Below are 24,233 nucleotides of genomic sequence, written 5' to 3' on the forward strand. Positions count from 1 at the left end.
CGGAATGCGCGCCTCAGACCCCGTAGTCGACCACAACCGGCGCATGGTCACTCCAGCGCTGGTCGTAGGCGGTGGCGCGATCAACCGTGTAGTTGCTGGCGGATGCCGCAAGCTCGGGGGTTGCGACGTGGTAGTCGATGCGCCACCCTGTGTTGGTGTCGAACGCCTGGCCGCGCTGCGACCACCAGGTGTACGGCCCCTCGACCTCACCCGCGGACCGGCGGCCGATGTCGACCCAGCCGAGCCCGGGCGCCACCGTGCCGTCAACACCCTCTACGGCTTCGCCACGGGGGCCGAAGAACCTGTCGAAGTAGGCGCGCTCCTCGAGCAGGAATCCGGCGCTCTTGCGGTTGCCCTTCCAGTTCTTGATGTCGAGCTCACGATGCCCGACATTGAGGTCTCCCACGATCACGGCGAGCTCGGTATGGGCGGTGATCTCGGGCATCCGTGCCGTCATGGCGTCCAGGAACTTGTACTTCTCGACCTGCTTCGGGGTGTCGACCACTCCGGAATGGACATAGGTGCTGACCACGGTGACGCTGCGGCCGCCGACCTCGTAGTCGGCTTCCAGCCAGCGGCCCGCGCTGTCGAAATCATCGGAGCCCAGGGCCACCCTGTGCACCTGCGCCGGATTCCTGGATGCCAGTGCCACCCCCGCGCGGCCCTTCGCGGTCGCGGCGTCGTGCAGGATGGTCCACTCCGGGCCGAGCAGCCCCTCGAGGTCTTCCGTGGACGCCCGCACCTCCTGCATCGCGAGGATGTCGACGTCGCGTGCCGCCAGCCAGTCACCCATTCCCTTGCGGAATGAGGCGCGGACGCCGTTGGTGTTGACGGATGCAATGCGAAGTCGTGTAGCCATGATTCGAGCCTACCGACGGCTGCCGACGCTGCGGCCGCAGCTACAGCGCCGTCGCGGTGTCGCTGGGTCGCGCGTCGGTCTTCTTACCGTGCTTCTGGCTGCCGGTGAGGCTCACACCCCTGTCTTCCGAGCTCACCGAGATCCATGACGCTGCAAGCAGGATCACCTGGCAGATGACGTTGAACCAGATGAGCAGACCGATGATCACCGCGAACGATGCGAGCAGGGGGTTCTGGGTCGCGCCGCCGAGAAGGCTGCTACCCAGGGCCTTGAGCACGCCGAGGGCAACGGCTCCGATGATGGTTCCCTGCGCGAGAATCCGCCACGGGATGCGGATGCCGGACACCACCCTGTAAAACGCACCGAGCACGACGATATCCAGCATGAGTGCGATCAGGAGGCCGGCGATGCGCACCACGATGACGGTGAAATCCGAGGTGGAGTCGATGCCGAGCCACCCGATGACCGTCGCCAGGGCGGCTGTGCTGAGCACGGTGACCGCGGCGGACAGGATCAGGGCGAGGCCGAAGAAGATCGCGATACCGAGGTCTTTGACCTTCAGCAGCAGGAAGTTGGTGGGGGCGGGCAAGAGGCTGAAGATGTTGCGCACGGCGTCGCGACCCGAGGCGAGCCAGCCCAGCGCGGTGAAGAGGAGCCCGACGGCGGCGATGGCGCCCGTCCAGGTGAGGATCCCGGTCGAGAAGAGTTCGTCGGGTTTGATCGCCCCGTCGCTCCCGTTTCCCCCGATCAGGCCGGGGACGTTGGAGCGCAGCAGACCGAGGAATGCGCCTTCGAATTCGGGATTCGACCTGATCACGAAGCCCGCGATCGCGAATCCGACCCAGATTGCCGCGAACGCCGCGAAGATGGCCTGGAATGACAGGCCGGCGGCCATCAGCGGTCCGTTGTGCGCTGCATAGTGGAGAAACACACGCACGGGTTTCAGTTTCATCACCCGCGCGGTGATTGCTGTGACCTTCTCCATCAACGCCATCACTCCACCATAGCTAGGCTGATGCGGACGGTATCGTGTCGGTCTCGATCGTGCACCGCCACAACCCCGATGGAGAGGACCGGCAGATGGATTTGCACGGCGTAGGAGTCGGCCGCGGAATCGCCGTCGGGCCCATCCTGAGAATGCCCGACCCGCTGCCGGAGCCCACGGACGACCGCCACACCGGCGATGCTGCCGCCGAATACGCCATAGTGCAAAAGTCGCTCTCGGCCGTAGCCGCCGAGCTGGCGGCGAAGGGTGCCTCCGCGGGCGGAGAGGCCCAGGCCGTGCTCGAGGCAGCGTCCATGATGGCGCAGGATCCGATGCTCACCGATGACGTGAAAGAGCGCATCGAGGCCGGTAAGTCGGGCGAGCGTGCGGTGTTCGAAGCGTTCGCGGCGTTCCAGGAGATCCTGGTCGGCATGGGTGGTTACATGGCCGAGCGGGCGACCGACCTCGGTGACGTGTCGCAGCGCATCATCGCGCACCTGCGTGGGGTGCTGGCACCGGGGGTGCCTACCAGCGACACCCCGTTCATTCTCATCGCTGCGGATCTCGCTCCCGCCGATACGGCGCTCCTCGATCTCGACAAGGTGCTCGGCCTGATCACCCGCGACGGCGGCCCGACCAGCCACACCGCGATCCTGGCCCGGTCGAAGTCGATCCCGGCCATCGTCGGGGTGCCAGGTGCGCTCGAGATCGCCGACGGCACTGTTGTGATCATGGATGCCGCGGCAGGGCTCGTCACGATCGACCCCGCCGAGGCGGCCATCGCCGACGCGAACTCGCGCATCGCTGCCCGCGCCGCCGCGTCGACCATCCCGGTCGTGGATGGCGCGCTCTCCGATGGCACGAAGATCCCGCTACTGGCCAACGTCGGTTCGCCGAAAGACGGGCTGGAGGCCGTCGAGCTGGGTGCCGAGGGCGTCGGCCTGTTCCGCACCGAGTTCCTGTTCCTCGACTCGAAGACGGCACCGACCGTCGCCGACCAGCAGGCCAGGTACACCGAGCTCTTGTCGTTCTTCCCCGGCAAAAAGGTCGTGGTGCGCGCTCTCGACGCCGGGGCAGACAAGCCTCTCGCCTTCCTGAATAGCGCCCACGAAGAGAATCCGGCGCTCGGGCTCCGTGGGCTGCGTGCCCTGAGGGCGAGCGAGCAGATCCTGCTCGACCAGCTCACGGCGTTGAAAGGCGCGCAGGATGCGACGGAGGCCGACCTCTGGGTCATGGCACCGATGGTCGCCGACGCCGAAGAGACCCGGTACTTCGTCAAGCTCGGTAAGGCCCTCGGTCTGAAGACGGTCGGAGTGATGGCCGAGATCCCGTCGCTCGCCCTGATGGCAGACCAGGTGCTGGCCGCGGCTGATTTCGTGTCGATCGGTACGAACGACCTGACCCAGTACACGATGGCGGCAGACCGGATGCTCGGCTCCGTCGCGAGCTACCAGGATCCGTGGCATCCTGCCGTGCTCCGACTCGTCAAGATGTTGGGTGATGCCGGGGCCGTCGCGGGCAAGGGCGTCGGAATCTGCGGTGAGGCGGCCGCAGATCCTCAGCTGGCCGTGGTGCTCGTCGGTCTCGGTGCGACCACCCTGTCGATGACACCGGCGGCGCTCGCGGATGTGCGGGCAGAGCTTGCGACGGTGAATCCTGAGCAGGCGCGAGCACGAGCTGACGCTGCCCTCGGTGCGTCGACGGCCGCCGGGGCACGCGCGGCCGCCGCGGCCGTCGGGCCCTGAGCCGGGGCATCCCATTAATATTTGGAATTATTTTGGAGGATCGGCGTCATAATTGCCCCGCTCGGCGGTCTCTCAGGTTGAGGGAAAGCTGGGGGAATTGCGTGCCAGCACGGCACAATGGGGTAGTCGATTCTGGGGGGAAGGGACCAAGGGGATGAATAGTAGCGACGGCGCAGAGCCACCCATCTCGGACCAGGCACTGGTCGAGCAGACTCGCGCGGGTGACCAGCGCGCGTTCGCGGAGCTGTGGCGTCGCCACTTCCGCTCGGGCGCTCGCGTCGCCCGACAGTTCACATCGTCGATAGATTCGGACGACCTCGTTTCCGAGGCGTACACCCGCATCTACCAGCGTGTCCTTACGGGCGGCGGCCCTACCGGAGCCTTCCGCCCCTACCTCTACACGACCATCCGCAACCTCGCCTCGACATGGGGTGCCGCCTCCAGGGACGTGCAGGTCGCCGATATCGCCGACTTCGAAGACCCGGCGACGATCGACGATCCAGCGGCCATCGCCCTGGACCGCACACTCACGGCCCGTGCCTTTCGCAGTCTCCCCGAACGCTGGCAGTCGGTGCTGTGGTACACCGAGGTCGAAGGAATGGATCCGCACGAGGTCGCGCCGGTGCTCGGCATGACCGCCAACGGTGTCGCGGCGCTGTCGTACCGGGCGCGCGAAGGGCTACGAAAGGCCTGGTTGCAGGCCCACATCAACGACGCCACGGCCTCCGGGGAATGCCAATGGACGATCTCGCGCATAGGCGAGCACGCCCGAAAGGGCTTGACGGCACGAGACACCGAGCGGCTGGATGCCCACCTCATGACCTGCGCCAAGTGCGCCATCATCAATGAGGAGGTCGACGAGGTCGGATCGCGGCTGGCCTTCGTGATGCTTCCCATCCTGCTGGGTGGTGTCGCCGGTGGCGCCATGCTCGCCTCGTACGGAGGGGCTGGCTCTGCCATGGCGGCCAGCGTCGGAACTATCCCGGCCGTGCCAGCGGTGTTCGGCCCGGGAGCCGCGACCACAGGGGCCCTCGGGTTCTTCAGCATCGCCGGGACCTCCATCGGCGTGGTGGGAACCCTTGCACTGGTCGTGCTCGTCTCGGGGTCTGCAGTTTCTTTCGGCCCCCTGGACAGCGTTGTCGACGACACCGCGAGCACGTCCGTCTCCGAGCTCGATGAGAGCGCGGCAGCGCAGGGCGATTCCGGATGGGGTTCGGCGCAGGACTCGGGAACGCGCATTGACGACGCTGCCAACCTCGGACTCGCCGTGCCCGAGGCCGTGATGGACTTGCTTGGCGGTCCTCGTGAGGGTGGAGTCACCGACGGGGTGGGAACCGTCCTCGGCGGTGTCGGCCAGGCGCTCGAGGGCGATCTGGGAGGAGCTGTCGGCGGAGTGGTCGACGGAGTCACGGGGGTTGTCGGTTCGGTGACTGGCGGTGCGGTCGTTGCCGACCTCTCCCTCAACCTTGCCGGTTCAGCGACGCCCGGCGCGCAACTCTCGCTGCAGGCAGCGGGCCAGGTGTATGCGACGACAACGGTCAGTGCGACCGGCGGTTGGGTGCTCAATGCGGCTGGGATCCCGGGCGGAGTGAGTTCTCTCGACCTGGTCCAGCACGTCGATCGCGCCTATCTGAAGAGCACGCTTCCCGGAGGCGGCGCCCTGGCGACCGTTCTCGGCACCGCCGACTCTCTGATCGACGCCCTCGTGAAGCCGCTGCTGCTCACCAGCGGCGGCTCGGGCGTCACCGTCAACCTGCTCGGCTGACAACCTGCTCAACTGAAGGCCTGGGCGTTCCGCCGGTCCGGTTGCTTCCGCGGCAGCCTCCCTCAAGCTCGGCACCCGCGGGGCATCCCTCCGGAAAAAGCCCTAGGCCTTGCCCCGGAGGATGGCCTGTTTGACCTCGGCGATGGCCTGCGTCACCTGGATGCCCCGGGGGCAGGCGTCGGTGCAGTTGAAGGTAGTGCGGCAGCGCCACACGCCCTCTTTGTCGTTGAGGATGTCCAGGCGAACCTGGGCGTTGTCGTCGCGGGAATCGAAGATGAACCGGTGCGCATTCACGATTGCCGCAGGCCCGAAGTACTGTCCGTCGGTCCAGAACACGGGGCAACTGGAGGTGCAGGCAGCGCACAGGATGCACTTGGTCGTGTCATCGAAGCGCGCGCGCTCCACGGGGCTCTGCTTGCGCTCCTTCCCGGCCTTCGGGACGCTTCCCGCCATGAGGAACGGGTTGACGCTCTTGAAGGAGTCAAAGAACGGCTCCATGTCGACGACGAGGTCTTTCTCCAGCGGCAGGCCCTTGATGGCCTCGATGTAGATCGGCTTCGAGATATCGAGGTCTTTGATGAGCGTCTTGCACGCCAGTCGGTTGCGGCCGTTGATGCGCATAGCATCGGAGCCGCAGACGCCGTGCGCGCACGAGCGGCGGAAGGTCAATGACCCATCCTGTTCCCACTTGATCTTGTGCAGGGCGTCGAGCACACGGTCGGTGCCGTGCATCTGCACGTCGAAGTCCTGCCAGCGCGGCTCGTCATCCACCTCGGGGTCGAAGCGTCGGATGATGAGCGTGGCCGTGAACGTGGGAATCTCTTCCGGGATGCTCGGCTTGCTTTCCATGACCGCGTTGCTCATGAGACTGTTCCTCAGTACTTTCGTTCCATCGGCGGGTAGTTCGTGATCACGACAGGCTTCCAGTCGAGACGGATGTGCTCTCCGGCGTCGGTGGACTCCGGGTCGCCGACGCGGTAAGCCATCGTATGCACGAGGAATTTCTCGTCGTCGCGGTTGGGGAAGTCTTCCCGCATGTGGCCACCACGGGATTCGTGCCGTGAGCGTGCCGAGTAGACGAGCACCTCGGCGAGGTCGAGCAGGAAGCCCAGTTCGACAGCTTCGAGCAGGTCGGTGTTGAACCGCTTGCCCTTGTCCTGGATCTGGATGTTCTTGTACCGCGCGCGCAGCGTCTCGATGAGATCTGTGACCTCTTTGAGACTTTCCTCCGTGCGGAAGATCTGCGCGTTGCGGTCCATCGAATCCTGCAGCTCTTTGCGGATGACTGCGATTCGCTCGGTGCCGTTGCCCGCGCGCACCATGTCAAGGATCGACTGGATGCCCGCGGTCGGGTTCTCGGGGAGCGGGGTGAACTCGGCGGTCTGCACGTACTCGACCGCTCGCTTTCCGGCTCGCTTACCGAACACGTTGATGTCGAGAAGCGAGTTGGTTCCGAGCCGATTCGATCCGTGCACCGACACGCAGGCGCACTCGCCAGCGGCGTAGAGCCCCTTGACCACGTCGGTGTTGTTGCGCAGCACCTCGGCATGCACGTTGGTCGGGATCCCGCCCATGGCGTAGTGCGCTGTGGGCAGCACCGGCACGGGTTCCGTATACGGCTCGACTCCGAGGTAAGTGCGGGCGAACTCCGTGATGTCCGGAAGCTTCTCGTCGATCACGGCCGGTTCGAGGTGGGTGATGTCGAGGTACAGGTAATCCTTATTCGGGCCTGCGCCACGTCCTTCCCTGATCTCGAGGGCCATCGATCGCGCGATGATGTCTCGTGGCGCCAGGTCTTTCAGGGTCGGGGTGTAACGCTCCATGAAGCGTTCGCCTTCGGCATTTCTCAGGATTGCGCCCTCGCCGCGAGCGGCTTCCGAGAGCAGGATTCCGAGCCCCGCGAGCCCAGTGGGGTGGAACTGGAAGAACTCCATGTCTTCGAGCGGCAGCCCCTTACGCCAGATGATCCCGACGCCGTCACCCGTAAGGGTGTGGGCGTTGGAGGTCGTCTTGTAGATCTTGCCGAAGCCGCCGGTCGCGAAGATGATCGCCTTCGCCTGGAAGACGTGCAGTTCACCGGTGGCGAGCTCGTAGGCGACGACACCGGACGGCTGCTCGAGCCCATCCACCTCGGTCATCACCATGTCGAGCACGTAGAACTCGTTGAAGAAGTTGATGCCGAGCCTGACACAGTTCTGGTACAGGGTCTGGAGGATCATGTGACCCGTGCGGTCCGCTGCGTAGCAGGCACGCCGAACAGGGGCCTTGCCATGCTCGCGGGTGTGGCCACCGAAGCGGCGCTGGTCGATCAAGCCGTCGGGTGTGCGGTTGAATGGCAGGCCCATGTTCTCGAGGTCGATGACCGCATCGATGGCCTCTTTCGCGAGAATCTCTGCGGCGTCCTGGTCGACCAGGTAGTCGCCGCCCTTGACGGTGTCGTAGGTGTGCCACTCCCAGTTGTCATCTTCGACGTTGGCCAGGGCCGCAGCCATGCCACCCTGCGCGGCACCCGTGTGGGATCGCGTTGGGTACAGCTTCGAGATGACCGCAGTGCGCGCTCCCGGGCCCGCCTCGATCGCCGCGCGCATGCCAGCACCGCCAGCACCCACGATTACGATGTCGAACTGGTGGTAGTGCACCCCGTCGACTATCGCGCCGTCTTCGATCATGCCGTTCGTGTTGTCGGCCCCGTTCGTGTTGTCGGCCCCGTTCGTGTTGTCGGCCATTAGGGCACCGGGCAGAAGCTGGGGAGTAGGTCAGCGGCAGTTCCTGCGGGGCAGGGGTCGAACGTATAAATCACAAGGGTTCCCAAAACAATCAGTAGGGCGGTGGAGATGGCAACGGCACTGAGCAGCACCGTGCGCACGAGTTGGTTGTTCGCGTAATCGTTGATCAGGGTGCGCATACCGTTGCCGCCATGGATGAGGGCCAGCCAGAGCAGCGCGGTGTCCCATGCGACCCAGAAGGGATCGGCCCACTTTCCGGCGACGAACGCGAAGTCAATCGCCTTCACCCCGTCGCCCGCCACGAGGTTGACGAAGAGGTGCCCGAAGATCAGCACGACGAGAACGACACCGCTTGCACGCATGTAGATCCAGCCCCACTTCTCCCAGTTGACGCCACCGCGAGGACGGCGAACGGGAGCAGGGGTGCGCGGAGCCTCGATAGTGGTCATTCTCCGCCTCCGAAAATGTGCATGAACTGGCGAGGTACGAAGCCGACCATCAGCACGACCCACAGGCCGATGACGATGTAGAACATGAGCTTTTGGTGCTTCGTGCCTACGCTCCAGAAGTCGATCAGGATGATGCGCAGCCCATTGAGCGCGTGCAGCCCGATAGCCGCGACAAGCCCGATCTCGCCAAGGCCCATGAGGGGCGTCTTGTACTGGTTGATCACCGCGTTGTACGCCTCGGGGCTGACTCGAACGAGCGCGGTATCGAGAATGTGGACGAGAAGGAAGAAGTAGATCGCGACACCGGTGATGCGATGCATCACCCACGACCACATTCCTTCGCGCCCCCGGTAAAGCGTTCCCGCTGGCCGTTTCGGCATGGCAATGATGGGGGTGACGGGCTGTTTGCCCGCCAGGGTACCGGCCGATTTATCGGACACGATCAACCCTCCTCGCGGATTCCAGGCCATCAGTTATGGCCGACGAATTGTCCGGTTGACGGACGCAATCAGTCTATTCGGACGAATGGACCCTCACTGCGCAGGAGGCCCTCAAAACAGCACTGAACGGGTCAGTTTCGAAAGAATTAGCTTTCTTTCATCGCTTTCTCGCATCGCTTTCTTTTATCGCCGGTTGGCGATGACCGAGCGCCTGGCTGGCACGGCCCGGCCGGCGACCGCGTGCGCATAGTGCCCGAGCAATTCGTCGCAGAGGGATTCCCAGTCGCGGGGAAGTACTGCTCGGCGACCCGCCTCCCCCATGCGCGACATGAGCGCGCCATCCGCTGCCAGTGCCTGCACGCTTGCCCGCAACTGCGAATCGTTGCCGGGCTCGTACAGGAAGCCGTTACGGCCGTGGTCGACGAGGTCGATCGGGCCGCCGGCGCGCGGCGCGATGACGGGAATACCGGTCGCTTGGGCCTCCTGGATTGTTTGCCCGAACGTTTCTTCTGTACCGGTGTGCAGGAACATGTCGAAACTGCCGTAGGCGGTCGCGAGATCAGGCCCTGAGAGCTTGCCGAGCCAGCTGACAGGCATGCCAGCGAGTTGCTTCCTGACGTAGGGAACTGACGGGCCGTCGCCGACGATAGCGATGCAGATGCCCCCCACGCCGCGAAGGGCGGCGAGCCGCTCCACCTGTTTCTCCGGGGCGATTCGTCCGACGTATCCCACCACCGTCTCCCCGCGGGGTGCGATCTGCTCGCGAAGGGCTTTAGTTGCCGGGGTCGCCCTGTTCCTCGGGTGATAGGTCACCAGATCCACCCCTCGACCCCACCGGGCGAGCCCGGTGATTCCGGCCTTCTCCAGGTCGGCCATCGATGCGCTGGACGGTACGAGAGTGAGGTCTGCGCCCTCGTGGATCCACCGCACCACCCGCCACGCAAACCCCGTGGCAGCACCGAGGTGATTGCGCCTGGCATAGCCCGCGACGTCCGTCTGGAAGATGGCGACGGAGGGGATACCCAGCCTGCCGCCGGCGGCGATCGCCTGGGCGCCGAGAAGAAAGGGTGATGCCGCGTGGATCACATCCGGCGCGAAGTCGGCGATGAGCCGCTGCACCTGTGGACTCGGAAGTCCCACCGGAAACTGCCGATAGGCGATCGTGGGAACGCCAAACACGGGGAACCCCGCATAACTCGTGGGCGCGCCAGTCGATGGCACAATCACGATGGCTTCGTGGCCACCGCGCTGCAGATGATCCAGCACCTGCCTGACGCTGGTGGTGACGCCGTTGACTGTGGGAAGGAAACTTTCGCTGACAACTGCAACTCGCACACCGACTCCGCTCGATCGCCGTGTTTTCCACGCTAAGCGGGCAGGGTGTCCTGAGAGTGAATGCCACGTTAAGCCTATGGTTGGGGCATGAACAAGCCCTCCGTTTTCGATGATTTCTACAGCGTGATCCCGGCCGGCGGTATCGGCTCCAGGCTGTGGCCGTTGTCGAGGGCCGACGCCCCCAAGTTTCTTCACGACCTCACGGGGTCGGGCAAGACGCTCCTTCGTGACACCTGGGATCGACTGGTGCCTCTCTCAGGAGTCGACCGCATCATGGTCGTCACAGGCAGGGCGCACCGCGCAGCCGTGGAAGAGCAGCTGCCAGACCTCTTAGACCCGAATGTCGTGCTCGAGAGCGAGCCGAAAGACTCATCGGCGGCAATTGGGCTCGCCGCGGCGATCCTGTTGCGTCGAGAACCCAATGTCATCGTGGGATCTTTTGCGGCAGACCACGTCATCAAGGACATGCGAGGATTCCGTCGAGCCGTGGCCGAAGGTGTGGCTGCAGCCCGCGCTGGCTATATCGCCACGATCGGCATCACGCCGACCGATCCGGCGATCGGGTTCGGCTACATCCAGTGTGGGGATCCGCTCTCTATAGCAGGTGCGCCAAACGCCGTGACAGTTCGTTCGTTCGTCGAGAAGCCCGACCTGGAGACGGCAGAGCGGTACCTGGCTGGTGGTGACCACCTCTGGAACGGAGGGATGTTCATCGCCAAGGCCGACGTTCTTCTCGAGCAACTCGGTAAGGCTGAACCGGCACTACTCGCCGGACTCACGGAGCTCGCGGAGGCGTGGGACACCCCGCGTCGCGGAGCCGTCGTCGACAGGGTCTGGCCGGGCCTCACCAAGGTCGCGATCGACTACACCGTGGCCGAACCTGCCGCTGCCGCGGGAAAGCTCGTTGTCATCCCCGGCGACTTCGACTGGGACGATGTCGGTGACTTCGCCTCGATCGCCAAGCTTCATTCCGGCGGCCGAAAGTCTGACCTCGCGATCCTCGGTGAAAACGCGAGAGTGCTTGCCGATGCATCCACCGGTGTCGTCATCAGTCAGAGCGGCCGTCTGATCTCTCTCATCGGCGTCACGGACATCGTTGTCGTCGACACTCCGGATGCCCTGCTCGTGACCACGACGGCGAATGCCCAGCGAGTGAAGTCCGTCGTCGATGCGCTCAAGCTGTCCGGTCGCGACGACGTGCTGTGACGTCGACCTCGAACGTCAGCCAGTAACGAAGTCGTAACGAACTCGGTCGTGCGCGACCTCGACTGGTCGTGTCATCGGCGATGTGGCTAGCGTCATTTCCAATGGAACGGCGTTCAGTCGGCCAGGTCACAGGGAGCAGGGCTCATGTCGAAATCGTTTGTGGTGCGCACAGTCGCTGTTGTCGCCGTCGCGATGCTGTCTCTGGCCGGTTGCGCCCCAGCCCCTGACGCGCCGGGTGCGGACGGTGGAGGCGAGCAGTTCTGCGCTCGTATGGTCACCAACTCCGGTGGATTGGACGACCGGTCATTCAACGACGCCAGCTGGAAAGGCATGCAGGACGCGGCCGGCCAGTTCGGAATCGACGTCGATGTGCTCGTCTCTACCTCCGAGACCGACCTCGCGCCCAACATGCAGCAGGCGGTCGACACGGGGTGCGGATTCATCCTGACGGTCGGCTACGAGCTCACCCCCGCCACCATCGAGCAGGCGGCAAGCAACCCCGACGTCGATTTCGCCATCGTCGACGATGTGGCGGATGCCCCGAATATCAAGCCGCTCGTCTTCGACACCGCGCAGGCGGCCTTCCTCTCCGGCTACCTCGCCGCCGGGGTCTCCACTACCGGGAAGGTAGCGACCTTCGGCGGAGGAAACCAGCCACCTGTCACGCTCTTCATGGACGGCTTCGTCGATGGTGTCGCGAAGTACAACGAGGTGCACGGCACAGCCGTCGTCGCTCTCGGGTGGGACAAGCAAACCCAGGACGGTGTGTTCACCGGTGACTTCGAAGACATCAACAAGGGGCTTACCGTGACGCAAGGCCTGATCGACCAGGGCGCCGACGTCATCCTGCCCGTCGCTGGACAGGTCGGCGAGGGGGCGGCCCGCGCGGCCCTCGATTCCGGTGGTCGTGCATCCGTCATCTGGGTCGACACCGATGGATACGACGTGCTCGCGCCCGAGTTCCGGCCCGTGTTGCTGACCTCCGTATTGAAGAACACGGGAGACGCCGTCGTCACGATCGTCAAGTCCAGCATCGATGGGGAGTTCGACAACAGCCCATACATCGGCACCCTGGAGAACGGTGGAGTCGATATCGCTCCATTCCACGACCTGGCCGGCAAAGTGACCGCCGAACTGTCTGCCGAGATCGATGCGCTGCGTGCCGACATAATCTCCGGTGCGGTGACGGTCACCAGCCCGAGCACGCCGCGCTGACCCGGCCGCGACCTCAGCCCTGCGGCACATGTCAGGTTGATTTCGGAGCAGTCGCGGTTTGGTAACCATTCAGTGTCTGCCTCTATTTCTACTGTCAGCCCTAGCCGGAAATCTGTAGCCTGAAGCCACTATGTCCCAGCCCTGATGGTTGGGCAGCACCCTGGAGGACACCTTGAGAATCACCTCACGCGGCCGCGTCGTCAGCGGCATTGCACTAGTCGGAGCGAGCGCCATCGTGCTCGCCGGTTGTGCAGCACCACCCGAATCCACAGGCGACGGTACAGCTGCCGCCAGCGACTTCATCCCCTGCATGGTCTCTGATAGCGGCGGGTTCGATGACAACTCGTTCAACCAGCTCGGCTTCGAGGGGCTCACCGAGGCTTCAGATGAGATCGGTGTCAAGCCGATCACCGTCCAGTCCGACGCCGAGACCGACTTCGCACCCAACCTCGAGAACCTCGTGGCACAGGGCTGCAACCTGATCATCACCGTCGGATTCGCGCTGTCGCAGGCGACCGTCGAGTCAGCGCTGGCCAACCCCGACGTCGAGTACGCCATCATCGATGACGCAGCTGACAACGACTTCAACGGCGAGGTCGACGCGCCGAACATCAAGCCGATCCTTTTCAACACGGCGCAGTCGGCCTTCCTCGTCGGGTACGCCGCAGCGAGCTACTCGAAGTCGGGCATCGTCGCGACGTGGGGCGGACTCCCGTTCCCGACTGTCTCGATCTTCTCTGACGGATTCGCCCAGGGCGTTGCATACTTCAACACGGAGAAGGGCAAAGACGTCAAGGTCCTCGGTTACGACCCGGCCAGCCCCGACACCTACACGGTGACCGGTGGATTCCAGGCGAACGATGTCGCCAAGTCGACCGCGCAGAACTTCATCGACCAGGGCGCAGACGTACTGCTGCCCGTCGGTGGACCGATCTACCAGAGCGCCATCGCGGCCATCACTGACTCCGGCAAAGATGTCGCCCTCCTCGGTGTCGACGCCGACCTGTTCGTGACCGACCCCACCACCGCAGACGTCATCCTGACCTCGATCCTCAAGGGAATCAAGAGTGCAACCTCGGCCGTCGTCTCTGACGCTGCCGCTGGAGACTTCTCGACCGACTCCTACGTGGGAACCCTCGAGAACGATGGAGTCGGCTACGCGCCGTTCCACAACTTCGAGTCGAAGGTCGACCCGGCACTCGCTGACGAGCTCGACCAGCTCAAGGCTGACATCATCTCGGGAACGATCCCGGTCAAGTCGTACCTCGGCTAATATCGCTCTCACGAGGTTCTCTAGGCAGAACCAAGATCGGGGAGGTCAGCTCAGCTGGCCTCCCCGACCTGTTTAACATGCCGGAGGGCCTGTTTGACATGCCGGAGGGCCTGTTTAACATGCCGGAAGGCCTGTTTAATGTGCCGGAGGGCTGCGGTGAATACCCCGAATAAAGACAATGTTGTCTGCAGGTTAGATTGGTTGACATGAAGCTAGAACTTCGCGGAATCACCAAGAGATTCGGTTCGTTGGTCGCCAACGACCACATCGATCTCACGGTTGAGCCGGGCGAGATCCACTGCCTCCTGGGTGAGAACGGCGCTGGCAAGTCCACCCTGATGAACGTGTTGTACGGCCTGTACCAGGCCGACGAGGGCCAGATCCTGCTCGGCGACGAAGTGCAGCATTTCAGCGGTCCCGGCGACGCGATGGCGGCCGGCATCGGCATGGTGCACCAGCACTTCATGCTCATCCCCGTGTTCACCGTTGCCGAGAATGTCATGCTCGGTCACGAAGACACCACGTTCGGAGGTCGGCTCGACCTTGCGGGCGCACGTGAGAAGGTTCGTGAGATCTCGAGCCGATTCGGATTCGACGTCGACCCTGACGCCCTCATCGACGATCTCCCCGTGGGTGTGCAGCAGCGGGTCGAGATTATCAAGGCGCTGTCGCGCGACGCGAAGGTGCTCGTGTTCGACGAGCCGACAGCCGTGCTCACCCCGCAGGAGACCGATGAGCTGATGGCCATCATGCGTCAACTCAAGCAAACCGGCACCTCTATCGTCTTCATCACGCACAAGTTGCGCGAGGTGCGTGAGGTCGCGGATCGGATCACCGTCATCAGGCTCGGCAAGGTCGTGGGCGAGGCATCACCCACGGAGACCAATGAAGAGCTCGCCTCCCTCATGGTCGGTCGCGCCGTCGACCTGACCGTCGACAAGGGACCGGCGCATCCTGGCAAGGCAGCCCTCGTCGTCGACCACCTCTCCGTGGTTGACTCGCGCAACCAGATCGTCGTCAACAATGTGAGCTTCACTGTTCACGAGGGCGAGATCCTCGCTATCGCCGGAGTGCAGGGCAACGGCCAGACCGAGCTCGTCGAGGCCATCATGGGCCTGCAGCACAAGGTGCGCGGCGGGATCGAGCTCAACGGCCATTCGATCCGTGGTTCGGTTCGGAAGACCCTGGATGCCGGGGTCGGGTTCATCCCGGAAGACCGCACCGAGGATGGACTCGTCGGCGAGTTCACCATCTCGGAGAATCTCATGCTCGATCGGTATCACAAGCCGCCGTTTGTCAGGATGGGAACGCTGCAGCTCGGCTACCTCGATGAGTTTGCTCGGGAGAAGATAACCGAGTTCGACATCCGGGCCCAGGGGATCGGCACCCACGTCGCACGACTGTCCGGGGGAAACCAGCAGAAAGTGGTGCTCGCGCGCGAACTCAGCCGCGACCTGAGCCTCTTCGTCGCGGCCCAGCCCACACGTGGTCTCGACGTCGGTTCCGTCGAGTTCGTGCACACCCGGATCATTCAGACCCGGGATGCTGGCATCCCGGTCATCGTCGTCTCCACCGAGCTCGACGAGGTTGTTGCGCTCGCAGACCGCATCGCGGTGATGTACCGCGGGACCATTGTCGGAATCGTGCCCGGAGACACCCCCAGAGAAGTGCTCGGCCTCATGATGGCCGGCGAAATACCCCGATCGGCAGAGAGCGCGGCATGAGCGAACAACTTCCCCCGCCGGTGCAGCCGGAGGCCACTGAGGCCCCGGCGAAGCCGGTTGCAGACCCCCAGCATTCCTCACGCACCGAGCAGGTGCTCAGGGACATCGTCGGCGGCAACGCGATGATCTCGGTTCTCGCTGTCGCGCTGGCATTGCTCGTCGGCGCGATCCTGATCGCTTTCACCGACGAAGACGTGCAGGCCGCATCCGGCTACTTCTTCTCCCGGCCCGGCGACACGCTACAGGCGATCTGGAACGCGGCATCCGGAGCGTATTCTGCGCTGTTCCAGGGCTCGATCTACAACTTCAGGCGTCCTGGATTTGCTGATGGCATCCGGCCGCTGACCGAAACCCTCACCTTCGCCACCCCGCTGATCGCTGCCGGACTCGGTGTCGCGGTGTCGTTTCGCACCGGGCTTTTCAACATCGGTGGCCGTGGGCAGATGCTCGTCGCCGCTGGCGCTGCGGGCTACGTGGCGTTCGCCCTGCCGATGCCGTTCCCGCTGCACCTGATCGTGGCCGTTATCGCCGGCGTCGCAGCAGGGGCGCTCTGGGGCGGAATCGCCGGACTGCTGAAAGCGCGCACCGGTGCGCATGAGGTGATCGTCACGATCATGCTCAACTACATCGGGCTCTACCTGATTTCCTACCTTCTGCGTACGCAGGGTGCACTGCAAGCGCCGGGATCGAACAACCCGAAATCGCCGGCCATGTTACCCAGCGCCATCTTCCCCGAGCTGTTCGGTGCGAAGTACAACCTGCACTGGGGGTTCATCTTCGCCATCGCAGCAACCGCCTGGGTCTGGTACCTCATCAACAGGTCGACCCTCGGATTCCAGTTCCGCGCAGTGGGGGAGAACCCGCACGCTGCTCGCGTGGCCGGCATCAACGTGAAGAACGTCTACGTCTACGCGATGCTGATCTCGGGTGGCCTCATCGGCCTGGCCGGTGTGTCGCAAGTGCTCGGAACCGTGACCACCGGATTCAGTGAGGGCATCGATGCCGGCATCGGATTCGACGCGATCACGGTCGCGCTGCTCGGTCGCTCGAAGCCCGTCGGAGTGTTCTTCGCCGGCATCCTGTTCGGCGCACTCAAGGCTGGAGGCTACTCGATGCAGGCGGCGCAGGGAGTTCCCGTCGACATCGTGCTCGTCGTGCAGTCACTCATCGTGCTGTTCATCGCAGCGCCCCCGCTCGTGCGTGCGATCTTCAGGCTGCCGATACCAGGAACCATGCGCCGAGCGAGGGCGCTCAACCCGAAGGCGATGGTGACCAGATGAGCGTCGCTACCCCCACCCAGACCGCGACGACGACCGGCCTCGAGCGCGCCGCGGTGCGCAACTGGAAGCCGCCGATCGGCCTGGGAGTCTTCGCGGTCATCGCGCTGCTGCTCTTCACGGTCGGTTCGCGCAGCGGCGTCACCATGTTCCGCCTGTCGACCACCAGCGACCTCATCCAGCTGCCCGAAGTCGCGGCTGATGTGGCGGTCGTCACGATTATCGTCACTATCGTTCTGTTCGGCATCGCCGCGCTCTCGGCCTGGCGTGCATATCGCGCGGCGCCTACTCCACTGTGGCTGACCTCGGTCTTCGCCGCCCTGTTCCTTGTCGCCTTCCTCAGCTGGGCGGCTGCGGGCGCGACCATTCCGGTGCCGGGGCTGCTCGTCGGTGCGGTGGGGCTGAGCGCTCCGCTGATCTTCGGTGCACTCGGCGGCGTCATCTCGGAGCGCGTCGGTGTCGTGAACGTGGCGATCGAAGGCCAGCTACTGGCCGGGGCTTTCGCGTCGGCGGTCGTGGCATCCATCACCCAGTCGCTCGTCGCTGGACTCATCGCCGCCGTCGTCGCGGGTGTGCTCGTATCGTTCGTGCTCGCGACTTTCTCTATCAGGTACGTCGTCGACCAGGTGATCGTGGGCGTCGTGCTCAATGTGCTGGTCATCGGGCTTACGAGCTTCCTGTTCTCGAAGGTACTGAGCCCCAACTCCGCGGTTCTCAATTCCCCGCCCCGGTTCCAGCGCTTGCCCATTCCGCTGCTCGGTGAGATCCCTATCATCGGGCCCGTGTTGTTCCGCCAGACGATCATCATCTACATCATGTACGTCGCGATCGCGGTCGTGTGGTTCGCTCTCTTCAAGACGAAGTGGGGCCTGAGGCTCCGCGCTGTGGGGGAACACCCGCAGGCGGCAGACACCGTAGGCATCAACGTCAACCGCACGAGATTCTGGAATGTGTCCCTGGCCGGTGCCATCGCGGGCCTCGGCGGGGCCTACTTCACCCTCGGATCGGTCGGTGCCTTCAATAAGGAGATGACGGCGGGCGCAGGCTTCATCGCCCTCGCCGCGGTAATCTTCGGCCGCTGGGATCCGATCCGGGCGACCCTGGCTGCGCTTCTCTTTGGTTTCGCCTCGAACCTTCAGAGCGTGCTCAGCATCGTCGGGTCCCCAGTCCCCAGCCAGTTCATGCTGATGCTGCCATACCTCGTCACGATCTTCGCGGTCGCGGGGCTCGTGGGCCACGTGAGAGCGCCGGCCGCATCCGGGAAGGCATACGTGAAATCGTGACCATCGATTCGAACGCCACCGACCCCGCCAGCATCGACCCCATCAGCACCGATCCCATCACTATCGACTCCACCACCATCGATTGGGACGCCCTGCGTGCGGTCGCCAATGAAGCCGCCACCCACGCTTACGTGCCGTATTCGAATTTTCCCGTGGGGGTTGCCGCGATCGTCGACGACGGTCGGGTCATCTCCGGTGCGAACGTCGAGAACGCCTCGTACGGGCTGACCCTGTGCGCCGAATGTGCGCTCGTGTCGTCCCTGCACATGACGGGTGGCGGCAAGCTCGTCGCCTTCACCTGCGTCGATGGTCATGGCGGCGCGCTGATGCCGTGCGGGCGGTGCCGGCAATTGCTCTTCGAACATTCCGCTGAGGGCATGCTTCTCGAGACCGTCTCCGGAATCCGCACCATCGATGAAGTGATCCCGGATGCCTTCGGTCCGCGCACCCTCGCGGCGTACCGGGATGAATAGCTCGACCCGCAATCGTCTCGCCCCCACGTTGTAAGGAATCACCATGGCTGTTGAAGCTTTCGATGTCGTCGACCTCATCCACACCAAGCGCGACCACGGCGCCCTGACCGCCGCGCAGATCGACTGGCTGGTCGACGCCTACACGCGCGGCTACGTCGCAGACGAGCAGATGGCCGCCATGACCATGGCGATCTTTCTCAATGGCATGGAACGCGACGAGATTCGCGACCTCACTCTCGCGATGATCGCATCGGGTGAGACGCTGTCGTTTGACGGCCTCGGCAAGATCACGACGGACAAGCACTCCACGGGAGGCGTCGGCGACAAGATCACGCTGCCCCTCGCCCCGCTCGTGGCCTCCTTCGGCGTGGCCGTGCCTCAGCTCTCAGGCCGTGGGCTCGGGCACACCGGTGGCACGCTCGACAAGCTGGAGAGCATCCCGGGGTGGCGCGCAGCGCTCTCCAACGACGAGTTCTACGCCCAGTTGCGTTCGGTAGGGGCCGTGATCTGCGCGGCAGGCACCGGCCTCGCACCCGCGGACGGCAAGCTGTACAGCCTGCGCGACATCACCGGCACCGTCGAGGCGATTCCCCTGATCGCGTCATCCATCATGAGCAAGAAGATCGCCGAAGGTACGGCGTCGCTCGTGCTCGACGTCAAGTTCGGCTCCGGTGCGTTCATGAAAGACCCTGCGCGCAGCCGGGAGCTCGCAGAGACCATGGTGCGACTCGGTACCGATGCCGGGGTGAAGACGGTCGCGCTGCTCACCAACATGAATGTGCCGCTCGGGCTCACGATCGGAAACGCCAACGAGGTCCGCGAGTCGGTGGAGGTGCTTGCCGGGGGCGGACCTGCGGATGTCGTGGAGCTGACCCTCGCCCTCGCCCGGGAGATGCTGGCGCTCGCCGGCCAGCCTGACGCCGACGTCGAGACCGCCCTCGCCGACGGTCGGGCCATGGACACCTGGCGCAGCATGATCTCGGCCCAGGGCGGGGATCCGGATGCGGCGCTGCCCAGCCCGCGCGAGTCGCAGCCTGTGCTCGCCGAGAGGGATGGCGTGCTCGTCGCGCAGGAGGCTTTGCCGTTCGGCATCGCGGCCTGGCGGCTCGGCGCGGGTCGCGCGCGCAAGCAGGATCCTGTTCACCATGCCGCAGGGATCGACCTGCTCGCCAAGCCAGGTGACACCGTCGTGAAGGGCCAGCCTCTGTTCATCATGCACACCGATGAGCCCGCGCGGTTCGACCGCGCGATCGAGGCGCTCACGGGTGCGTACCGCATCGGCGCAGTCGGCGACCCCGTCGAGAACGGCGGCCCGCTGGTCGCTGGCAGGGTCGGCTAGCTCCTCCAGTTTCGTCGCCGTCTACGACTCGACCCGACCATTCCCGCCGCCGGCGTGCGGCAATTGCACCTTCCGCCGACCCTCGAGGATGCGATTGCCGCACCTCACGGAGTCCATCCTCGCTCGAGAAGTACTCGCCGTGTCCTCGCGAGAATGTAGTGCGGGTCGGCGAGGTCGGCGGCGGAGAGTCGCGTGTGGTGCCAGTTCGCGTCTTGGAGCAGAGGAACGCGGCGAAGGTCCTTGCGCCACTGTCCTGGATCGGTGCGGTGATGGTCGCCCTCGTAGTCGAACGCCATTCGAAATAGAGGGAATTGGAGGTCCGGCATCGCGAGGAACCTGCCCTGCGCATCGAAAACATCTTTATTAGGAATCGGATCAGGGAACCCGGCACGAATGAATCGCAGCCGAAACGCTGTTTCGGGGCTGGAGTCGGACCGTGGACTCGCCAGCGGCAGCAGTTCGAGAAAGCGGGTTCGCCCGCGTCGTGCGGTAGTGCTGGCCAGCGCCGCGGTGATGGTCGGAATAGTTGCACGTATCTGCGGTCTCCTCCGTCTCCACAGAATGTTGTCTATTGCTCCCAGCAGCTCTTCGTCATCGAGCAACGTCGCGAGATCGAGGACCGTGCGCTCCAGAGATGTCACGCATAACCCGGAGATTCGCTGCAGGTCGGGTCTGCGCAGTTGAAGGCGGTGTCCGATGACATCCCGCCCCTCGGGAGCTCGGCGCGGGTCGGGAACAGCGACGTGGAGCGGGAGTGCGCCCTGGAGTCGAAGCGGCAGGGGGATGTCCCATAATTGCGCAGCGGTCACATGTGAGAAAAGCGCGAGAGGTGACATCCGCGGGAGGTAGGACGCTGCGAGCTCGCGAATGCTGGTGCCGGATCCCAGGGCGCGCACTCCCCAGAATGGGCGCGTGAGGTCGGATCCCGCTAGCCTTCCGCGGCCGACTCCCATCGCGGCACCCAGGGTCACTCGGAAGTTCGGGCCGAGGGAGTCAGGAAGGGGGATGCGTGCCGACATTCCGACATCTTGGTCGCCCGCCGGCTCCCGTGCGGGTTGTCCACAGGCCGAGTTGAGCCCGCGCGGCCTGAGGTGCGGCAAACGCATCCGCGGGTGGCCTGCGTAGCTGCCTTTGCCGCACCTCGGCGGCCGGCGGTACCTGGAGACCGGCGCCGGCTACTGCTCCGGATCGCCGATGCGCTCCAGCGCGTCGACCACCAGGCTCCAGAACTTCGCGTGGTCGAGCTTTCCCGCGACCTGGGTCGTGCAGCTGGCCGGCGCCGGCGCGCGGAAGTCAGCCACGGTCATCCCGAGCGTAAGGGTCCCGGTTAGTTCGACATCGAGCGGCACTCGCGTCACCTGCATGACGGTTGGATCGATCACGAAGGCCACGGCGCAGGGGTCGTGCACGGGAGGATGCTCGAAACCCTGCTGCTCGCGATAGGTCTCGCCGAAGAACTCCAGCAATTCACCGACGAACCTCGACGGCGCGGTGTCGATCGCCGCGATGGCTTCGACGACGGTGGGAGTGGCGAGTGCCTCGTGGGTCAGGTCGAGGCCGACCATGGTGAGCGGCCATGGCTCGTTAAAGACGATGTGGGCAGCCTCAGGATCGATGACGATGTTGAACTCGCTTGTTGCGCTCCAGTTGCCGACGTTCACGCCGCCGCCCATCAGCACCACCTGCTTCACCCGCTCGACGATGCGAGGCTCTTTGCGCACTGCCATCGCGATGTTGGTGAGGGCTCCGGTCGGAACGAGGGTGATGTCGCCCACATCGGCCGCCATGATCGTGTCGATGATGAAGTCCACGGCATGGCGAGGATCGAGCTCCAGTGTCGGCTCGGGAAGTCGCGGCCCGTCGAGCCCTGATTTTCCATGGATGCTTTCGGCTACCTCGATCTGGCGCACGAGAGGCCGGTGTGCCCCGCGGGCGAACGGCACGCCGGTGATCCCCGCGACCCGAGCGACAGAGAGGGCATTGCGTGTCACCTTCTCGATCGTCTGGTTACCCATGACGGTCGTTACGCCGACCAGGTCGATCTCGGGGCTCCCCCAGGCGAGCAGCAGGGCTATGGCGTCATCGTGCCCCGGATCGCAGTCCAGGATGATCTTGTTCGGCATCGGATCTGAGGCTACCCCCCAGCGACCACCCGGTAGATTGATCCCTATGAACACCGCGGTCGACGACTACACAATGCCCGGGGGCGGCGCCAACATCGCCAGCCTCCCCAAGGTTTCCCTGCATGATCACCTCGATGGTGGCCTGCGCCCGCAGACGATCATAGAGCTGGCGGATGCCGTCGGCATGGCCGTGCCGGTAGCCGACGCCGCGGGGCTCGCGACGTGGTTCGCCGACCAGGCCGATTCCGGATCGCTCGTGGAATACCTGAAGACGTTCGACATCACCACCGGCGTGATGCAGACAAAGGAGGGCCTCACCAGGGTCGCTCGCGAATTCGTGCAGGATCTCGGCGCGGATGGGGTCGTCTATGGCGAGATCCGGTGGGCTCCGGAGCAGCACCTCGCACGTGGGCTCAGTCTCGACGAGGTGGTGGAGGCCGTGCAGGAGGGCCTCGACGCGGGAGCAGATGACGTCGCTGGCTCCGGCGGGAGCATCCGGGTCGGCCAGCTGATCAGCGCTATGCGCCACGCTGACCGCGGGCTCGAGATCGCCGAACTCGCCGTTCGCCACCGCGACAACGGTGTCGTCGGCTTCGACATCGCCGGCGCTGAGGCAGGCTTTCCAGCGGGAAAGATGCGCGAGGCCTTCGACTTCCTCGCCCGAAACTACCTCCCCGCCACGATCCACGCCGGCGAGGCCGATGGGCTGGAGTCGATTCGTGGCGCCCTGTTCGATGGTCGCGCGCTCAGGCTCGGCCACGGCGTGCGGCTTGCGGAGGACATCACCACCTCGAGCGAGGACGACGAGAACACTTACGTAACGCTCGGGCCGGTCGCCCAGTGGGTCAAGGATCGCGAGATTGCGCTGGAACTCAGCCCCAGCTCGAACCTGCAAACCGGCGCCATCGAGCAATGGGGGGACGAGCTCGTCGACCACCCATTCGACCTGCTGTACCAGCTTGGATTCCGCGTCACGGTCAACGCCGACAACCGGCTGATGAGCGCCACGTCGCTCACGCGCGAACTCTTCCTCCTGTCTGAGACGTTCGGCTACGACCTCTCGGACCTTGCGGTGTTCCAGTTGAATGCCGCAGCATCGTTGTTCCTGCCGTTAGAGGAGCGAGAGGAGCTCGCAGACATCATCACCGCGGGTTTCGACGCGGCCTGATGACCCTTCCCCCGCTTCCTGAGAGTGCTATCGTCCTCGCGGCGGAGGCAGCGGACTGGCGTGCCGCTGTCACGCTGGCGGGGGAGGCGCTGACCCGTTCTGGCTCGGCCGAACCCGGATACTCACGCGAGATGATCCGGATGATCGAGCAGCACGGTCCCTATGTCGTCATCGCACCGGGGCTCGCCCTCGCGCACGCGAGGCCAGGGCCCGAGGTCATTGCCGATGGGCTGTCGATCGTGACGCTCGCGAGCCCAGTCAACTTCGGGCACCCGCACAATGATCCGGTCAGTGTGGTGCTCGGGTTGGCGATCGCCTCCGCCGACACCCATCTCGCGGCTGTCGCCGCCGTGGCGAACGTGTTCAACGACTCGTCCGCCATCGCCGACCTGGCAGCAGCAGTTTCGGCACTCGAGGTGCAGAAGATCATGGGCGCGGTGGAGCTATGAGAATCGCGCCAGCGATTCGGCGACCCCAGCGCCGACTGAGCCTGCGAGGGAGGGTGGAGCTATGAGAATCGCGCCAGCGATTCGGCGACCCCAGCGCCGACTGAGCCTGCGAGGGAGGGTGGAGCTATGAAGATCGTGACCATCTGCGGCGCCGGGATCGGCAGCTCGGGCATCCTGAAGGTCAACGCCGAGCGCGTGCTGGCAAGACTCGACATCGAGGCCATCGTGATCGCCGCCGATGTCGCTTCGGTTCAGGATGTCGCGGCCGACGCCCAGGTCATCCTGACGTCTGCCGAGTTCGTGGAGGCGATCGGCGCGACGTTCGCCGACGTCATCGTCATCGAAAACTATTTCGACACCGCAGAGTTGAGCGCCAAGCTGGAGGCGGCGCTGGGCTGA

At 64.7% G+C, this 24,233-nt stretch carries 22 protein-coding genes; 13 read left to right on the forward strand and 9 right to left on the reverse strand.

From position 1 onward, the window contains the following. Positions 1-13 precede the first annotated feature (13 nt). Positions 14-859: an exodeoxyribonuclease III gene (locus IEW81_RS07035; protein WP_097059261.1), complete on the reverse strand. Its 846-nt coding sequence runs from the start codon at positions 857-859 to the stop codon at positions 14-16. Between the two features lie 40 nt (positions 860-899). Beyond that, entirely contained in the window at positions 900-1,853 is a 954-nt protein-coding gene (locus IEW81_RS07040; protein WP_097059262.1) for a YihY/virulence factor BrkB family protein, read from the reverse strand. Between the two features lie 86 nt (positions 1,854-1,939). On the opposite strand from IEW81_RS07040, the gene ptsP reads away from it, so the two are divergent. Together ptsP and IEW81_RS07050 are read left to right on the forward strand one after the other, a co-directional pair. Then, complete coding sequence (gene ptsP, locus IEW81_RS07045) at positions 1,940-3,589, forward strand: phosphoenolpyruvate--protein phosphotransferase (protein ID WP_097059767.1); 1,650 nt, start codon at positions 1,940-1,942, stop codon at positions 3,587-3,589. Positions 3,590-3,743: 154 nt separating this feature from the next. Continuing rightward, complete coding sequence (locus tag IEW81_RS07050; protein ID WP_097059263.1) at positions 3,744-5,354, forward strand: sigma-70 family RNA polymerase sigma factor; 1,611 nt, start codon at positions 3,744-3,746, stop codon at positions 5,352-5,354. Positions 5,355-5,456: 102 nt separating this feature from the next. Here the strand turns inward: IEW81_RS07050 and IEW81_RS07055 are convergent, their stop codons facing one another. The 5 genes from IEW81_RS07055 to IEW81_RS07075 form a co-directional block, all read right to left on the reverse strand. After that, positions 5,457-6,218, reverse strand: a complete 762-nt coding sequence (locus tag IEW81_RS07055) for a succinate dehydrogenase iron-sulfur subunit (RefSeq protein WP_097059264.1) — start codon at positions 6,216-6,218, stop codon at positions 5,457-5,459. A gap of 11 nt (positions 6,219-6,229) precedes the next feature. Beyond that, positions 6,230-8,023 (reverse strand): succinate dehydrogenase flavoprotein subunit, encoded by a 1,794-nt coding sequence (gene sdhA / locus IEW81_RS07060; protein WP_097059768.1) that lies wholly within the window; start codon positions 8,021-8,023, stop codon positions 6,230-6,232. A gap of 56 nt (positions 8,024-8,079) precedes the next feature. After that, positions 8,080-8,529, reverse strand: a complete 450-nt coding sequence (locus IEW81_RS07065; protein ID WP_097059265.1) for a succinate dehydrogenase hydrophobic membrane anchor subunit — start codon at positions 8,527-8,529, stop codon at positions 8,080-8,082. Next, on the reverse strand, positions 8,526-8,909 hold the full coding sequence (sdhC, locus tag IEW81_RS07070; protein WP_097059769.1) for a succinate dehydrogenase, cytochrome b556 subunit: 384 nt from the start codon (positions 8,907-8,909) through the stop codon (positions 8,526-8,528). The genes IEW81_RS07065 and sdhC overlap by 4 nt, the downstream gene beginning before the upstream one ends. A 243-nt stretch (positions 8,910-9,152) precedes the next feature. After that, positions 9,153-10,304: a glycosyltransferase family 4 protein gene (locus IEW81_RS07075; protein WP_097059266.1), complete on the reverse strand. Its 1,152-nt coding sequence runs from the start codon at positions 10,302-10,304 to the stop codon at positions 9,153-9,155. An 87-nt stretch (positions 10,305-10,391) separates the two neighbouring features. Here IEW81_RS07075 and IEW81_RS07080 point away from each other — a divergent pair, with 87 nt between their 5' ends. From IEW81_RS07080 to IEW81_RS07115, 8 genes are all read left to right on the forward strand, one after another. Continuing rightward, on the forward strand, positions 10,392-11,510 hold the full coding sequence (locus IEW81_RS07080; protein WP_097059267.1) for a mannose-1-phosphate guanylyltransferase: 1,119 nt from the start codon (positions 10,392-10,394) through the stop codon (positions 11,508-11,510). Between the two features lie 144 nt (positions 11,511-11,654). Then, positions 11,655-12,725 (forward strand): BMP family lipoprotein, encoded by a 1,071-nt coding sequence (locus tag IEW81_RS07085; RefSeq protein ID WP_097059268.1) that lies wholly within the window; start codon positions 11,655-11,657, stop codon positions 12,723-12,725. A 172-nt stretch (positions 12,726-12,897) separates the two neighbouring features. Next, positions 12,898-13,998, forward strand: a complete 1,101-nt coding sequence (locus tag IEW81_RS07090; protein ID WP_097059770.1) for a BMP family lipoprotein — start codon at positions 12,898-12,900, stop codon at positions 13,996-13,998. Positions 13,999-14,204: 206 nt separating this feature from the next. Then, positions 14,205-15,722, forward strand: coding sequence for an ABC transporter ATP-binding protein (locus IEW81_RS07095; RefSeq protein WP_097059269.1), 1,518 nt, complete (start codon positions 14,205-14,207; stop codon positions 15,720-15,722). Then, on the forward strand, positions 15,719-17,002 hold the full coding sequence (locus tag IEW81_RS07100) for an ABC transporter permease (protein WP_097059270.1): 1,284 nt from the start codon (positions 15,719-15,721) through the stop codon (positions 17,000-17,002). Before IEW81_RS07095 ends, IEW81_RS07100 begins: the two co-directional genes overlap by 4 nt. After that, on the forward strand, positions 16,999-18,282 hold the full coding sequence (locus tag IEW81_RS07105) for an ABC transporter permease (RefSeq protein WP_097059271.1): 1,284 nt from the start codon (positions 16,999-17,001) through the stop codon (positions 18,280-18,282). Before IEW81_RS07100 ends, IEW81_RS07105 begins: the two co-directional genes overlap by 4 nt. Positions 18,283-18,338: 56 nt before the next feature. Next, positions 18,339-18,755 (forward strand): cytidine deaminase, encoded by a 417-nt coding sequence (locus IEW81_RS07110; protein ID WP_097059771.1) that lies wholly within the window; start codon positions 18,339-18,341, stop codon positions 18,753-18,755. Positions 18,756-18,798: 43 nt separating this feature from the next. Then, positions 18,799-20,094, forward strand: a complete 1,296-nt coding sequence (locus tag IEW81_RS07115) for a thymidine phosphorylase (RefSeq protein ID WP_097059272.1) — start codon at positions 18,799-18,801, stop codon at positions 20,092-20,094. A 104-nt stretch (positions 20,095-20,198) separates the two neighbouring features. Here IEW81_RS07115 and IEW81_RS07120 read toward each other — a convergent pair whose 3' ends face one another. Both IEW81_RS07120 and uriH read right to left on the reverse strand, forming a co-directional pair. Continuing rightward, positions 20,199-21,113, reverse strand: a complete 915-nt coding sequence (locus IEW81_RS07120) for a hypothetical protein (RefSeq protein WP_097059273.1) — start codon at positions 21,111-21,113, stop codon at positions 20,199-20,201. A gap of 156 nt (positions 21,114-21,269) precedes the next feature. Next, a complete protein-coding gene (gene uriH, locus IEW81_RS07125; RefSeq protein WP_097059274.1) occupies positions 21,270-22,217 on the reverse strand; it encodes a uridine-preferring nucleoside hydrolase UriH in 948 nt (315 codons plus the stop codon). A 46-nt stretch (positions 22,218-22,263) separates the two neighbouring features. Here uriH and IEW81_RS07130 point away from each other — a divergent pair, with 46 nt between their 5' ends. The 3 genes from IEW81_RS07130 to IEW81_RS07140 all read left to right on the forward strand — a co-directional run bounded on the left by IEW81_RS07130 (position 22,264) and on the right by IEW81_RS07140 (position 24,233). Further along, a complete protein-coding gene (locus tag IEW81_RS07130) occupies positions 22,264-23,385 on the forward strand; it encodes an adenosine deaminase (protein ID WP_097059275.1) in 1,122 nt (373 codons plus the stop codon). Beyond that, positions 23,385-23,834, forward strand: a complete 450-nt coding sequence (locus IEW81_RS07135) for a PTS sugar transporter subunit IIA (RefSeq protein ID WP_097059276.1) — start codon at positions 23,385-23,387, stop codon at positions 23,832-23,834. The genes IEW81_RS07130 and IEW81_RS07135 overlap by 1 nt, the downstream gene beginning before the upstream one ends. Before the next feature lie 126 nt (positions 23,835-23,960). Continuing rightward, positions 23,961-24,233 (forward strand): PTS sugar transporter subunit IIB, encoded by a 273-nt coding sequence (locus IEW81_RS07140; protein ID WP_097059277.1) that lies wholly within the window; start codon positions 23,961-23,963, stop codon positions 24,231-24,233.

This window comes from Salinibacterium xinjiangense (genome assembly GCF_014645015.1).
GTDB classification, from domain to species: Bacteria; Actinomycetota; Actinomycetes; order Actinomycetales; family Microbacteriaceae; genus Rhodoglobus; species Rhodoglobus xinjiangensis.